This is a genomic window from Bacillus sp. NMCN1, from assembly GCF_002998085.1.
GTDB lineage: Bacteria > Bacillota > Bacilli > Bacillales > Bacillaceae > Bacillus.
This window is the reverse complement of the sequence record NZ_PVQL01000001.1, coordinates 1,227,528-1,240,650: the sequence shown is the minus strand read 5'-3', so window position 1 is coordinate 1,240,650 and position 13,123 is coordinate 1,227,528. Positions and strand designations below refer to the sequence as shown.

The window sequence follows — 13,123 nt, the reverse complement described above, 5'->3', positions numbered from 1 at the left end:
AAAATGGCGAAAAAAGGATACATACAACTAACGAATGGAAAGAAAATTGAGTTTGAACTATACCCTGAGGCTGCTCCAGGTACAGTAGCAAACTTTGAAAAATTAGCGAATGAAGGCTTCTACGATGGATTAAAATTCCACCGCGTCATCCCAGGCTTCGTCAGCCAAGGCGGCGATCCAAACGGGAATGGAACGGGTGGTCCTGGTTACACAATTAAATGTGAAACAGAAGGAAATCCACATCAACACGAAAGAGGTTCATTCTCAATGGCGCATGCTGGTAAAGACACAGGTGGGAGCCAATTCTTTATCGTACATGACCCTCAGCCACATTTAAACGGTGTTCACACTGTTTTTGGCAAAGTAACATCTGGTATCGAGGCTGTTCTAGATATGGAACAAGGCCAAGGTATGGAAAAAGTCGAAGTTGTCGATGCTTAATCCGAAACACCGCTTAATTGCGGTGTTTTTTTATTTTAAATCTGATTTTACTGTTAATTGTTCCGTAAGACGGTAGGTGATGATCCAATACAAAAGGGCAATGGCGCTGACAGAGGCACCAAATAAACATACCCCGATCCAGCCATCGTTTGCGTATATGCTGGTTGAAACAATAGAACCAGTCGCACTGCCGATGGAGTAAAAAATCATATAAGCAGCAGTAAGCCGGCTTCTCGCCTCAGGCCGCACAGTGAAAATCATACTCTGATTGGTCACATGTACGGCCTGCACAGATAGGTCAAGAATGATAATACCGATGATCAATAAAATAAGTGAATATTCAGTGAAAAAGATAAAAAACCATGAAACGAGTAATAGGACAAGGGCTACGCAAGTTGTGAACTGTCCTAAGCCTCGATCAGCAAGGCTTCCAGCCCGAGCAGCGCCTAATGCTCCGGCAACTCCAGCAAGACCAAATGCACCAATCGCCGTATGTGAAAGATTGTATGGCGTGGTACTGAGAGGCAGTACGAGTGAAGTCCACAACGTACCAAACACGATAAAGATCAGAAAACCCAGTATGCCTCGGATGCGCAGAATTTGTTCTTGTCTGAACAATGTAAACATTGAAGCGAGCAGCTTCATATAGGATATTGACGCTTTCTCGCTGTCAGCGTGCGGGAGATACCGGTATAATACGCCTGTTATGAGGAGCATTATAACGGCAGAAACGAGATAGACTGACCTCCAGCCGGCGAGATCGGTTAGTACACCAGCAAAGGTTCGTGCGAGAAGAATACCAATCACAATTCCACTTTGAACCAAGCCAACAATACGACCTCGCTCTTCTGGAGCAGCCCAAGTCGCTGCGAACGCTACGAGTATCTGAGTGACCACAGCAAGCAGTCCAACCGCAGCTAGCCCTGTGAACAGGACGGTGGCGGTAGGGGCGATACCGACTAGAATCAGAGATAACACGGATACTAGCATCTGAGCTATGATGAGCCGCCTTTGATTGTACAGATCACCAAGTGGTACTATCAGTAGCAGTCCCAGCGCATAACAAAGCTGAGTAATCGTAATGACCATGCCAATGGATGAATAGGTGATACCAAACTCGGATGCGAGGGAGTCTAATAACGGTTGTGCAAAGTATATGTTTGCAACTGCCATCCCGCAGGCTGTCGCAAACAGCAGTGCCATATAGTGAGTCATCGTTGATCTCGGTTTGATTTGTAAATGAGTCGTTTCCATATCAGGATGTTCAATGGAAGTGATTTTTTCTTTCACCATGCATTTCATCGTCTCCTTTTGTACTAAAAAGTATAATATACTGATTGATATATTATGATTCCTGTTAAGGATAACCAACAAAACGTTTTAAAGTCAAGACTTTAATCCAGTTGATCTATGCTGATCTTGAGAGAGGAAGGCAATTTGACATTAGTACGTCAATAAAATAGAATTATAATGTACCGATTGGTAACCGAATAGAGTATAATATCAAGAAATAGATGCCTGACTTTGTGAAGAAATTTTAATGTTGAAATGAGGAATTGCTGATGGTTCGACAACGGGAATTTGACAAGGAAAAAGCGTTGAATGAGGCAATGGTGCTTTTTTGGGAAAAGGGGTATAGGGCCACTACATTAAGCGATTTGACTGCAAAAATGGGAATACAACGGCCAAGTTTATACTCAGCGTTTGGAGATAAAGAGGAATTATTTGAGGCCGCATTACGCAAATATACAAAGCAGCATGCTGCCCATATTCGAACAAAACTTCAAAACAATCTTTCTGCAAAGGATGCATTTCATGCATTATTTGCAGATTTAGCAGAAGAGGAATATAGAGATGGTCCGAATAAAGGGTGTTTTTGCATCAATACAATAGTGGAACTTGCGCCACACGAAGAGAAATTTGAAATTCTTACAAGAGAGCATCAGATGTATCTTTCGGTCATTTTTGAAGAAAGGATTGTTCAAGGTATTCGCTCGGGTGAGCTCGAAAGCAGCCTGAATGCTAAAGCTTTAGCACAGACACTGGTCGTTTCTTTCATTGGACTTACCGTCCTCATGAAATCTCGTCCAGAGCGTTCATTTTTAGATCATTCTATAGTGACGATACTTTCCATATTCAAATAAAATGGACAACATGCTATGGCATCCTCCTTTACTTAGAGTGATAGCGTATTTTGATCTAAATATCAAAATACGCTTTTTCTTTTAGGACAGTGATGGACAGAACTCGATTTTGTGATATGATAAGAGAACAAACATTCGTATTTGTGGGTATCGCCACATTCAACTGAAAAACAGATGACAGTGTAAATCAAAAAAGCGTGTCGTCATGCTGAAAGAAAGCAGGAGATAATTTGAAACCATTAACAAAAGAAGAAAAAAATCAAATGATGATTGCCATTCAGCGTTACTTTGCCGAAGAACGAGAAGAAGAGATTGGTGAATTAGCAGCGATCAATATACTAGAATTTATCACAAAAAATCTTGGAAGCTACTATTATAATCAAGGGGTTCGTGACAGCCGAAACATCGCTGTTCAGAGATCGCAATTGTTAGAGGAAGACCTATTCGCACTCGAGAAAAGATGATCATCAATGGTGTGCGCCCTACTAACTGATAAAGAGGAAAGAGACCCCCTTAATAAAGAACGCATATTCGTATTATATGTAATGATGAAAAGGTGGAACCAAAGGTCCATCTCAATCGTTATATAAGTAACCATTAATGAAAATCAGCTCTTTTGGTTTTATTTCATCAAAAGAAGGAATAAAACATACAAATAGGCGAAGTGCAGATGATGGAGGTTCTAAATATGGGGAAAATTAAATTGAAAATTGCTATCTTATTTGTTTTACTGCTTTGTTTAGGCGCAGGTTATTTATACATGAATGGCATGAAAATTGAAGATGTGCCAACAGCCATTGGTGAAAGCTTAACAAATAATGATAAAGATTATACCATCTATGAATATACCATTACGAAAATTGATGGAGATGAATATTACGGTCAAGCAAAAAACGGCACAAAAATCATTTTTAATGGAAAGAAATTCGAAGATGATGTGTCCGACTTGAAGAAAGGCGATCGTATTAAAGCCTACTTTAGTAATGAAAAAAGAATAGATGGTCTTATAAAAGTAGTAAAAGTCGTTAATTAACAAGTCTCCTTTCCTATAAGGAGGCTTTTTTTTTGTGAAATGAATCAAGAAATCTTGATTGTTGCATTTGATAACAAGGATCGCTATAATAGCCCCTAAGGACAGCTAAATATCGATTGTATCCTTCGGGGCAGGGTGAAAATCCCGACCGACGGTAATAAAGCAAATGCTTTACAGCCCGTGACCCGTTAATTTATTAACGGTTGATTCAGTGAAAAGCTGAAGCCGACAGTGAAAGTCTGGATGGGAGAAGGATAAAGAAAGCTATGAACGAAAAATATTTGTTGATCATAGTTTTATTTCTGATGCAAAAAAGCCAAAGCCCCGGAATTTTTTCCGGGGCTTTCTGTATGTACATGTAATGTAATAGACGGCATGCAGTGTTTTATTAGGTGATCCCTCATCTACCTTGTATGGACCATAAAAAGCGACGAAGGTGCTCAATCGATCACATGTCCCTAACATCGCTTTTTTATAAAGTGAGAAATACAAATGAAAAGAAAGGGAGGATCACATGTTTACGGGGATAATTGAAGAAGTAGGCACCGTTCAGTCATTAAGTAAAAAATCAGCAGATGCCATGGAAATTGTCATTAAGTGCAGCCGTGTGCTAGAAGATGTTCACCTCGGAGACAGCATTGCGATAAACGGGGTATGTCTTACAGTCACAAGCTTTACAAATGCACAGTTCGCAGCAGATGTGATGCCAGAGACGGTCAAAGCGACATCGCTGGATCAGCTGACATCAGGCAGCCCAGTGAATTTAGAGCGGGCCATGTCCTCGAATGGACGATTCGGCGGTCATTTTGTCTCAGGCCATGTTGACGGGACGGCAGTCATTACCCGAATAGAAAAGAAAAGTAATGCCATTTACTATGATTTAGAGATGGACAAGGCCCTCACAGATATGCTCACGCAAAAGGGTTCGATCGCAATAGATGGTGTCAGCTTAACCATTTTCGATTTGCAAGATTCACACGTCACAGTCTCTATTATTCCTCATACGCTTGAAGGAACTATTTTCCAGACTAAATCCATGGGAGAGATTGTGAATATAGAGTGTGACATGATCGGTAAATATATTTATCGCTTTTTAACAAAAGAACAAGGCGAAAAGCAGCCATCCCGATTGACCCCATCATTTTTAAAAGAGCACGGATTCTAGGAGGCGATTGTATGTATCATTCAGTAGAAGAAGCAGTAAATGCTCTTAAGCAAGGAGAAATCATTATCGTAGTGGATGATGAAGACAGAGAAAATGAAGGTGATTTTGTGGCACTTGCTGAGCATGCCACGCCTGAAGTCATTAACTTTATGGCTTTACATGGAAGAGGCCTCATTTGTACACCGGTCCATGCGTCGATCGCCAAACACCTGAACCTGCATCCAATGGTAGAACAAAATACAGATGCACACCATACAGCATTCACAGTGAGCATCGATCATGTGACAACGACGACTGGTATTAGTGCTTTTGAGCGCTCTATGACCATGCTTGCCATGTTAAATAAAGACGCAGCACCAGAAGAATTTGCCCGCCCAGGTCATGTGTTTCCGCTCATTGCAAAAGAGGGCGGCGTACTAGAAAGACCAGGTCATACAGAGGCGGCGGTAGATCTTGCGAAACTGGCAGGTTCAGAGCCAGCGGGTGTCATATGTGAAATTATGAATGTAGATGGCTCAATGGCGCGCGTTCCTGAACTAAAAGAGATCCAAAAACAGCACGGTTTAAAGATGCTGACAATAGAAGCATTGCAGACTTATTTAAACATTAACCGAACAGCAACTATCGAAACAAAATAAAAATCACAAAAAAGGATGATCAACATATGAATACAATACAAGGGCATGTAGTAGCAGAAGGACTAAAATTTGCAATCGTCGTCGCGAGATTTAATGACTTTATTACAAGTAAACTGCTTGACGGAGCAGAAGATACATTGCTCAGACACGGAGCAAACGGTGACGATATTGATGTCGTGTGGGTACCGGGTGCTTTTGAAATTCCGTACATGGCAAAAAAACTAGCTGAAACAGAAAAATACGATGCTGTCATTACACTTGGAACCGTGATCCGGGGCGCAACAACTCACTATGATTATGTTTGTAATGAAGCCGCTAAAGGAATTGCTCAAAGTGCCATGTCAACAGGGGTACCGATTATCTTTGGTGTACTAACAACAGAATCCATTGAACAAGCCATCGAAAGAGCCGGTACGAAAGCTGGAAATAAAGGCAGCGAATCGGCTGTAGCTGCCATTGAAATGGCGAATCTCAATCGAACCTTTCGTTAATTTAGTGAAAAAGAGTTTAAAAACGGTATAAAAATGTTTATAATGTGTGATGAGCAAATGAATCGTGAGACATTTGCTGGACATTAGGATAATTTGAATATTGAGGGGTATATATGTTAATTCGTTATAAGAGGTCTTTTGAAAAAATTGCCATGGGGCTACTCTCCTTCATGCCGGGTGAGAAAGACGTCAAACAGCTTCAGCAGACGATGAAGTCGTATGAAATGGATGAAAATCGGCAGCTGTTCCTTTGGAAAGATGGCGAGGATATCGTAGGTGCCATTGGTGTGTTGAAAACAGACGACCAAGTACAAATCGAGCATATTAGTGTGAATCCATCCCATCGTGATCAAGGAATCGGCAAGGAAATGGTTTTAGCCGTGGAAGAGGTATTCAAAACCAAAACACTCATTCCAAATGAATTAACGCAAGGCTTCTTTCATAAGTGTCACAGCGAAACAAATTAATATCACACATGTAAAAGCAGAGGCTACAGTCCTCTGCTTTTTTTACGTTCGATCTGCTTTTTTCGTTCAAGCAATACATCTGTCCGGTCACGCAGTCTATGTTTTTCGATCAAAAATGTGTGGGATAAGTTGCTCTCCTGTCCAAAGGTCAGTCCTTCTTTTTGGGCCATTTCTTGGCATAAAGAAAGAAGCGCTTTATCTTTGATCGGGAGCATTACACTTTCGTAGGGCATGTCTTCATTCATTTTCTTCTTTAACGTTCTCAGAAGCATGAGAAACGCCTCATCATCCAGGCCGAGGTTCGATAATACGGACCGGTTTGCTTCCAGCAAGTGCAGGCTGTTTGAAATGAGCCGTTTTGCTCCTTTTCCATTTCCCCGTCTTTGATGATACAATGCAACGGCAAGCTGAATGAAACCAACCCAATATTCTTTGCGCTGCTCAGGCGGGTCTTCCTTCCAATATTCCTCAAGAATTTCATGACACTCAAAATAATCTCTTGTCGTATGAAATTCATGCAAAAAAGCCACGTACGCTTCAGGATACACAGTGGTCATCTCCTTTTCCACTCTCAGTCTAACATATTGAAAAGAAAAGAAGAAAGAGCGCCCTTCGTGAAAGAACGCTCTGTTTCTTTAATAAACCCAAGCCGCGCCAACGATGATCAGCAAGATGAAAAGCACGACAATAAGCGCGAATCCTCCGCCAAAGTTATAGCCATCTCCCATAATGATACGGCCTCCTTTTTCATCAGTTCTGTTTACAATGGTATTCTATGTATAAATGCCCTGAGTGGTATGGGCGAAACCACTGTTTTTCTTGTTTTGCCTAGGACATCATGGTCGAAATTATATTGGACGAGAGCTTTATCCTGTCTTATACTAAAAGTTAGCCGGTGAAACGGTACTTAGAAGACAGTAGAAATGGTGAGAAAAAAATGCTGGAATATCAGGTGAAAATAGATTCGTTTGAAGGTCCTTTGGACTTACTTTTACATTTAATCAACCGGTTGGAAATTGATATTTATGATATTCCCGTTGCTAAAATTACGGAGCAGTATTTATTATATGTCCACACAATGAGGGAGCTTGAACTTGATGTAGCAAGTGAATATTTGGTGATGGCTGCAACCCTTCTGAGTATTAAAAGCAGAATGCTCCTTCCGAAACAAGAGGAAGAGCTATTTGATGAAGACCTGCTCGAAGAGGAAGAGGACCCTCGAGAAGAGCTGATTGGCAAATTGATTGAATACCGAAAGTATAAAGATGCAGCACAAGAACTAAAGGAACGCGAGGAAGAAAGGCAAAATGCTTTTACAAAACCTCCGAGTGATTTAAGCGAATTTGCAAAAGAATCGGAAGCGAAGGACACAAACTTACATGTGACGGTGTATGATATGTTAGGTGCGTTCCAAAAGGTATTGAACCGAAAAAAAATAACGAAACCAGCACCATCTAAGATTACAAGACAAGAAATCCCGATTGAAGACAAAATGAATGAGATTATGAACCATTTAAGAAAAACGAAAAAGCGGACCAATTTCATGACTCTATTTCAACATGATCAAAAGGAGCATCTTGTCGTGACGTTTCTTGCTGTTCTTGAATTGATGAAAAGTCATCAAATCATGTTAGAGCAGGAAGGAAACTTTGAAGACATTTATATAATAGGGAGTGAAACGATTCATGACGCTTGATATCGTGAATTGGAAAGCCATCATAGAAGCGCTGCTGTATGCAGCAGGTGACGAAGGCTTAACAAAAAAACAGCTCATGTCTGTTCTTGAAGTAGAAGAGGCAGCATTACTCGACATTATGTCTGCCGTAAAGGAAGAATATCAAAAACAAGAACGAGGGATTGAGCTCATCGAATATGCAGATTCATATATGCTGCTGACGAAAAAAGAATACAGCATTTATTTGAAAAAATTAGTCGAGACCCCATCTAAAGGTTTGTCACAGGCAGCACTTGAGGTACTCGCAATCGTTTCTTATAAACAGCCGATTACACGCAGTGATGTAGAGGAGATCAGAGGAGTCAAATCAGAGCGGGTGCTTCATAGTTTAGTAGCCAAAGCGCTGCTCTGTGAAGTTGGACGTGCCGATGGCCCGGGGCGAGCGATTCTTTATGGGACAACGCCTACCTTTTTAGAGCAGTTTGGCTTAAAGGCCTTGGATGAATTACCGCCGCTTCCAGAGAATGTGGAAGCAGATGGTGTACAAGAAGAGGCTGATCTATTTTTTGAAAACTTCAATCAAACATTTGAAGAGATAAAATAGTTCTAAAGAATGAAAAATGTATGATAAAATATAAAAAAGATTTTAGGTCTAACATCTATTGATGTCAGATAAAATGGTCATAAAGCCATGAGGGGAAGGTAAACACGAAACAAATGGCACATATGAATGTAAAGGCTCAAGTTGATCAAGCAGGCGTCTTTTTATCAAAGGTTGCAACTGAAATGAATGGTTTTCTGAACGAAGCTACCTTATCAAGCATGAAACGATTAAACCCTGAAGCGGAAGCCTATTATTGTGACATATTGAGTACATTACGGAAGCTTGCAGTGTACAGCGAGGATGCAGCGGCAGTTTGCAGGAAAATCAGCCAGCAGCAGACATTCCCGCAGCAAGCTGCGCAGCAGACGCTTTACCGTATTTATCATCAATGTATTGAAGAGTTTTTCACGCCGAAAAAGGATACATGGTATGAAGACAGCCGTTCCGCGTATACAGGAAAGGGCAGCATTGTTTTCCACCATGAAGTATCCGCTGATATCAAACGATTATTTTCTTCATTAGAAAAAGATTTTTTAGCGATGAGAGAAGAGCTAGAATATACGACATCTCATCAGCAAATGAAAATGGTATAGCAAGAGGAAGGAGCGTCTCTATATTTAGAGACGCTTTTTTTTATAGACGAGGCATCATAACTTTTTCAGCCGCGCATACACTTGTACAAAACGGACAAGGACGTGAATGAACATGCCCTATTTAAAAATTGGAACAGCAGTCCTTCTTCTATTTACACTCTTACTGCCTTTTTCCCCACATGCCAAAGCAGACATATCATTATCGGTGAGTGCAAGAAGCGCCATTTTAATAGATGGACAGTCAGGCAGAGTCCTATTTGGAAAGGACGAGCATGAAAAAAGAAGAATCGCCAGTATCACGAAAATTATGACGGCTGTATTAGCCATTGAATCAGGAAAAATGAAAGACACCGTCAAGGTATCAAAACGCGCGATTCAAGCAGAGGGCTCATCAATTTATTTAAAGGAAGGACAGAAGGTGAGCCTAGAAGACTTGACGTACGGGCTTATGCTGCGTTCTGGAAATGATGCAGCTGTTGCCATTGCAGAGCATGTGGGCGGCAGCTTAGAAGGCTTTATTTTTATGATGAATCAAAAAGCGTCTGAACTAGGAATGGAGAATACGAATTTTCAAAATCCTCATGGACTCGATGATCATAAACATCATTATTCATCAGCCTATGACATGGCTATCTTAACAAAATACGCCATGGAGCATAAACAATATCAAAAAATTGCGGGCACGACTTTCTATAAAGCGAAAACGATGGAAGGCTATTGGAAAAATAAAAACAAGCTTCTCACTGGTTTATATCAATATTCAACTGGGGGGAAAACGGGATATACGAAGCTTGCAAAACGCACACTTGTCTCTACAGCTGCAAAAGGGGATGCCGCGCTGATCGCTGTGACCATTAATGCCCCAGATGACTGGAAGGATCATATCTCTATGTTTGAATATGCATTTGATCACTATAAAACGTACGTACTTGCTGAAAAAGGAAGACTCGCTTCGTTAAAAGGAACCTTTTACGATAAAAAAGCATTTATCAAGCGTGATGTGGACTATTTCTTAAATGAAGATGAAAAAAAGCTAGTGGAAATTGAAACGGAAATGCTTACCCCTCAAAAGAAGTGGGAAAAAAACGCTGAAGCCATCCCGGATGTTGTAGGGAAAATGACGTTTTTATTAGATGGACAGGTGATCGAGCAAGTTCCGATTTTTTATGAAAATAAACGAAATCGAATGCCTCAAAAAAGCTTTCAAGAAATGTTTAAGTCTGTCTTTCAGACATCTATAGGCGGATCTTCATGGTCAATCTAATTTGGGTATTCCTCACTGTCATCGGTCTTGTCTATGCGATGTTTAACGGAACGATGGAGGAAGTAAACGAAGCTGTATTTAAGGGATCAAAAGAAGCAGTTACCATTTCAATTGGTTTGATTAGTGTCCTCGTTTTTTGGCTCGGGCTGATGAAGATTGCAGAAGAGGCTGGTCTGTTAAATTTCTTTAGTAAATTGTGCCGTCCCTTTATTTCAAAGCTATTTCCGGATATTCCGCCTAACCATCCCGCAATGGGATATATTTTGTCCAACCTTATGGCGAATTTCTTTGGTCTCGGGAATGCCGCTACACCGCTTGGGATTAAGGCAATGGAGCAGATGAAAGCATTAAACGGCGGAAAAAATGAAGCAAGCCGGTCCATGATTACATTTTTAGCGGTCAACACATCCTCTATCACACTTGTGCCAACAACCGTCATTGCGATTAGAATGACCTATGGTGCAGATCAGCCAACAGACATTGTAGGACCAACCATTTTGGCGACACTCATTTCAGGAATCGGTGCAATTCTCATTGATCGCTATTTCCACTATCGCAGAAGCAGGCGGGGGTGATCTCGTGTCATTTATTAACTGGCTGTCACTTGCTTTGATCCCACTGATCATCGCAGGAATTTTGATTGCGGGAACCATTAAAAAGGTACCGACCTATGAAACATTTGTCGAGGGCGGAAAAGAGGGCATTCAAATTGCCTTTTCAATCATTCCTTATTTAGTCGGTATGCTTGTGGCCATTACGATATTCCGTGCGTCTGGTGCGCTTGACTTTGTCATGGGACTGTTAAAACCCGTGTTTACAGCGATCGGCTTCCCGGCAGAAGTGGTGCCGCTTGCGTTTATTCGTCCGATATCTGGCACGGCCGCACTCGGGATGACATCAGACCTCATTGCGACATATGGACCAGATTCTTTTATCGGACAGCTCGCAGCTGTCATGCAAGGGTCAACTGATACCACCTTATACATTTTAACGGTCTATTTTGGAGCAGTCGGTATTAAAAAGATGGGAGATGCGCTGAAAGTAGGTCTGTTAGCAGACCTCATTGGAATCATTGCATCTGTCATCATCGTCAGTTTGTTATTCAGCGGCGCCTAATGAGGCGCTTTTTTGTATTTCATGGATGGAAAATCGCTTTTTAGCTGAAATTAGACAGACGAATCGCTTATTTTTCCACGAATGCTTGTTTGTTTTAAGTCAAGCAAGTAAGATAGTACATGAGGTGAAAGACAAATGGAACGTTTACAGAAAGTAATTGCACATGCCGGCGTCGCTTCTAGACGAAAGGCAGAAGAATTAATTAAAGAAGGACGAGTTACCGTTAATGGCCAGACAGTGACAGAGCTCGGAGTAAAAGTGGGCTCTTCAGATAAAATTGAAGTCAACGGATTAAAGCTTGAAAGAGAAGAACCGGTTTACTTTATGCTTTATAAACCGCGCGGCGTCATTTCAGCTGCTGAGGATGATAAAGGACGTAAGGTCGTTACAGATTTCTTTGATGATGTCCCGCAGCGCCTGTATCCAATCGGCCGCTTAGATTATGATACGAGCGGTTTGATTTTAATTACAAATGACGGGGAATTTGCCCATAAGCTCATGCATCCGAAATACGAAATTGATAAAACATATGCAGCGAAGCTAAAAGGCATCCCATCAAAGGAATTGCTTAGAAAGCTAGAAAAAGGGATTATGTTAGATCATAAAAAGACTGCACGTGCTCGTGCCAAGATGCTTTCTATCGATAAACGTAAGCAGACATCTATTGTTCAATTAACCATTCATGAAGGCAGAAACAGACAGGTGCGCCGCATGTTTGAAGCGATCGGTCATGATGTGTTAAAGCTAAAAAGAGAGCAATATGCGTTCCTTCATATTGAAGGCATGAGACCAGGAGACCGCAGAGAATTAACACCGCATGAAGTAAAGCGCCTGAGAGCAATTGCAGATCACGGGAAAAGCGCTTTTTAATTTTCACATAAACTTCAAAAAATGAAGAAGCATCAAAAGAAGGAGAATGCTATAATTTACCTGAATGTCTATGGGGAAGGGGTACTTCAGATGAAAAAAAGACGGTTTTTCATACGGACGGGCATTCTCCTCGTGATGCTTGCTGCACTATGTTATACCATGTATAACTCAGTATTTGCCAAACAGGATCGGGTCAAAGAAGGATCTATTGCGCCAAACTTTGTCCTTCAATCTGTGGATGGGGAACGGATTGAATTAAAGGACTTAAAAGGCAAAGGCATCTTTCTAAATTTTTGGGGGACTTGGTGTGGTCCGTGTAAACAAGAATTCCCTTACATGGCAAATCAATATGAAGTGTTCAAGGATCGCGGTGTGGAAATTGTTGCAGTCAATGTTGGGGAATCCAATATTGCCGTGAAGAATTTTATGGAATCCTATGGCGTGAATTTTCCTGTTGCCATGGACAAAGATCGTCAAGTGACAGAGGCATATGATATTACGCCGCTGCCAACCACATTTTTAATTAATCCTGAAGGCAAGGTAATCAAAGTCATAAAGGGAACCATGACAGAACGTAATGTCTATGAATATATGAATTTGATTAAACCAAAGGGGTCATAGA

Annotated in this window: 18 protein-coding genes, 1 pseudogene and 1 riboswitch; of the genes and pseudogenes, 16 read left to right on the top strand and 3 right to left on the bottom strand. The window is 41.1% G+C overall.

The features are described from left to right. Nucleotides 1-3: 3 nt before the first annotated feature. Nucleotides 4-441, top strand: a complete 438-nt coding sequence (locus C6W21_RS06565) for a peptidylprolyl isomerase (protein ID WP_106049712.1) — start codon at nt 4-6, stop codon at nt 439-441. 30 nt (nt 442-471) lie between these two features. Here C6W21_RS06565 and C6W21_RS06560 read toward each other — a convergent pair whose 3' ends face one another. Then, nucleotides 472-1,734: an MFS transporter gene (locus tag C6W21_RS06560; RefSeq protein ID WP_106049711.1), complete on the bottom strand. Its 1,263-nt coding sequence runs from the start codon at nt 1,732-1,734 to the stop codon at nt 472-474. Nucleotides 1,735-2,003: 269 nt separating this feature from the next. Between C6W21_RS06560 and C6W21_RS06555 the strand changes: the two genes are divergently transcribed. From C6W21_RS06555 to C6W21_RS06520, 7 genes and pseudogenes are all read left to right on the top strand, one after another. Then, nucleotides 2,004-2,585: a TetR/AcrR family transcriptional regulator gene (locus C6W21_RS06555; protein ID WP_106049710.1), complete on the top strand. Its 582-nt coding sequence runs from the start codon at nt 2,004-2,006 to the stop codon at nt 2,583-2,585. Nucleotides 2,586-2,815: 230 nt separating this feature from the next. Beyond that, on the top strand, nt 2,816-3,049 hold the full coding sequence (locus C6W21_RS06545) for a DUF2164 domain-containing protein (RefSeq protein ID WP_003215556.1): 234 nt from the start codon (nt 2,816-2,818) through the stop codon (nt 3,047-3,049). Between the two features lie 224 nt (nt 3,050-3,273). Then, nucleotides 3,274-3,618: a hypothetical protein gene (locus tag C6W21_RS06540; protein ID WP_106049709.1), complete on the top strand. Its 345-nt coding sequence runs from the start codon at nt 3,274-3,276 to the stop codon at nt 3,616-3,618. Nucleotides 3,619-3,735: 117 nt separating this feature from the next. Then, nucleotides 3,736-3,877: riboswitch (FMN riboswitch) on the top strand. A gap of 255 nt (nt 3,878-4,132) precedes the next feature. After that, on the top strand, nt 4,133-4,783 hold the full coding sequence (ribE, locus tag C6W21_RS06535) for a riboflavin synthase (protein ID WP_106049708.1): 651 nt from the start codon (nt 4,133-4,135) through the stop codon (nt 4,781-4,783). An 11-nt stretch (nt 4,784-4,794) separates the two neighbouring features. Next, nucleotides 4,795-5,412 (top strand): annotated as a pseudogene (ribB, locus tag C6W21_RS06530) (3,4-dihydroxy-2-butanone-4-phosphate synthase); the annotation flags it as partial. Between the two features lie 35 nt (nt 5,413-5,447). Continuing rightward, nucleotides 5,448-5,912: a 6,7-dimethyl-8-ribityllumazine synthase gene (gene ribH / locus C6W21_RS06525; RefSeq protein WP_106049706.1), complete on the top strand. Its 465-nt coding sequence runs from the start codon at nt 5,448-5,450 to the stop codon at nt 5,910-5,912. Between the two features lie 113 nt (nt 5,913-6,025). Beyond that, complete coding sequence (locus C6W21_RS06520; RefSeq protein WP_003215830.1) at nt 6,026-6,379, top strand: GNAT family N-acetyltransferase; 354 nt, start codon at nt 6,026-6,028, stop codon at nt 6,377-6,379. Nucleotides 6,380-6,402: 23 nt separating this feature from the next. Here the strand turns inward: C6W21_RS06520 and C6W21_RS06515 are convergent, their stop codons facing one another. Further along, a complete protein-coding gene (locus C6W21_RS06515; RefSeq protein WP_106049705.1) occupies nt 6,403-6,927 on the bottom strand; it encodes a DUF309 domain-containing protein in 525 nt (174 codons plus the stop codon). Between the two features lie 87 nt (nt 6,928-7,014). Continuing rightward, nucleotides 7,015-7,107 carry a YjcZ family sporulation protein gene (locus tag C6W21_RS06510; RefSeq protein ID WP_012010430.1) on the bottom strand — a complete coding sequence of 31 codons (93 nt, stop codon included), beginning with the start codon at nt 7,105-7,107 and terminating at the stop codon, nt 7,015-7,017. A 209-nt stretch (nt 7,108-7,316) separates the two neighbouring features. On the opposite strand from C6W21_RS06510, the gene C6W21_RS06505 reads away from it, so the two are divergent. The 8 genes from C6W21_RS06505 (at nt 7,317) to resA (ending at nt 13,122) form a co-directional block, all read left to right on the top strand. Next, complete coding sequence (locus C6W21_RS06505; protein WP_106049704.1) at nt 7,317-8,075, top strand: segregation/condensation protein A; 759 nt, start codon at nt 7,317-7,319, stop codon at nt 8,073-8,075. Further along, nucleotides 8,065-8,658, top strand: coding sequence for an SMC-Scp complex subunit ScpB (gene scpB, locus C6W21_RS06500; RefSeq protein ID WP_106049703.1), 594 nt, complete (start codon nt 8,065-8,067; stop codon nt 8,656-8,658). Before C6W21_RS06505 ends, scpB begins: the two co-directional genes overlap by 11 nt. 113 nt (nt 8,659-8,771) lie before the next feature. Beyond that, nucleotides 8,772-9,251 (top strand): YpuI family protein, encoded by a 480-nt coding sequence (locus C6W21_RS06495; protein WP_106049702.1) that lies wholly within the window; start codon nt 8,772-8,774, stop codon nt 9,249-9,251. Between the two features lie 112 nt (nt 9,252-9,363). Then, nucleotides 9,364-10,515: a D-alanyl-D-alanine carboxypeptidase family protein gene (locus tag C6W21_RS06490; protein WP_106049701.1), complete on the top strand. Its 1,152-nt coding sequence runs from the start codon at nt 9,364-9,366 to the stop codon at nt 10,513-10,515. Further along, nucleotides 10,503-11,090 (top strand): nucleoside recognition domain-containing protein, encoded by a 588-nt coding sequence (locus C6W21_RS06485; RefSeq protein WP_012010425.1) that lies wholly within the window; start codon nt 10,503-10,505, stop codon nt 11,088-11,090. Before C6W21_RS06490 ends, C6W21_RS06485 begins: the two co-directional genes overlap by 13 nt. A gap of 4 nt (nt 11,091-11,094) precedes the next feature. Continuing rightward, complete coding sequence (locus C6W21_RS06480; protein WP_003216139.1) at nt 11,095-11,631, top strand: spore maturation protein; 537 nt, start codon at nt 11,095-11,097, stop codon at nt 11,629-11,631. 135 nt (nt 11,632-11,766) lie between these two features. Next, entirely contained in the window at nt 11,767-12,501 is a 735-nt protein-coding gene (rluB, locus tag C6W21_RS06475; RefSeq protein ID WP_034620508.1) for a 23S rRNA pseudouridine(2605) synthase RluB, read from the top strand. A gap of 90 nt (nt 12,502-12,591) precedes the next feature. After that, the gene (gene resA / locus C6W21_RS06470; protein ID WP_106049700.1) at nt 12,592-13,122 is read left to right on the top strand and encodes a thiol-disulfide oxidoreductase ResA; all 531 of its coding nucleotides are present in this window, start codon (nt 12,592-12,594) and stop codon (nt 13,120-13,122) included. The last annotated feature ends 1 nt before the right edge of the window (nt 13,123 follow it).

Coding starts and splice junctions, on each gene's coding strand:
- C6W21_RS06565 (WP_106049712.1), top strand. CDS start 4: ATGGCGAAAAAAGGATACATACAACTAACGAATGGAAAGAAAATTGAG.
- C6W21_RS06560 (WP_106049711.1), bottom strand. CDS start 1,734: ATGGTGAAAGAAAAAATCACTTCCATTGAACATCCTGATATGGAAACG.
- C6W21_RS06555 (WP_106049710.1), top strand. CDS start 2,004: ATGGTTCGACAACGGGAATTTGACAAGGAAAAAGCGTTGAATGAGGCA.
- C6W21_RS06540 (WP_106049709.1), top strand. CDS start 3,274: ATGGGGAAAATTAAATTGAAAATTGCTATCTTATTTGTTTTACTGCTT.
- ribE (WP_106049708.1), top strand. CDS start 4,133: ATGTTTACGGGGATAATTGAAGAAGTAGGCACCGTTCAGTCATTAAGT.
- ribH (WP_106049706.1), top strand. CDS start 5,448: ATGAATACAATACAAGGGCATGTAGTAGCAGAAGGACTAAAATTTGCA.
- C6W21_RS06520 (WP_003215830.1), top strand. CDS start 6,026: ATGTTAATTCGTTATAAGAGGTCTTTTGAAAAAATTGCCATGGGGCTA.
- C6W21_RS06510 (WP_012010430.1), bottom strand. CDS start 7,107: ATGGGAGATGGCTATAACTTTGGCGGAGGATTCGCGCTTATTGTCGTG.
- C6W21_RS06505 (WP_106049704.1), top strand. CDS start 7,317: ATGCTGGAATATCAGGTGAAAATAGATTCGTTTGAAGGTCCTTTGGAC.
- scpB (WP_106049703.1), top strand. CDS start 8,065: ATGACGCTTGATATCGTGAATTGGAAAGCCATCATAGAAGCGCTGCTG.
- C6W21_RS06495 (WP_106049702.1), top strand. CDS start 8,772: ATGGCACATATGAATGTAAAGGCTCAAGTTGATCAAGCAGGCGTCTTT.
- C6W21_RS06490 (WP_106049701.1), top strand. CDS start 9,364: ATGCCCTATTTAAAAATTGGAACAGCAGTCCTTCTTCTATTTACACTC.
- C6W21_RS06485 (WP_012010425.1), top strand. CDS start 10,503: ATGGTCAATCTAATTTGGGTATTCCTCACTGTCATCGGTCTTGTCTAT.
- rluB (WP_034620508.1), top strand. CDS start 11,767: ATGGAACGTTTACAGAAAGTAATTGCACATGCCGGCGTCGCTTCTAGA.
- resA (WP_106049700.1), top strand. CDS start 12,592: ATGAAAAAAAGACGGTTTTTCATACGGACGGGCATTCTCCTCGTGATG.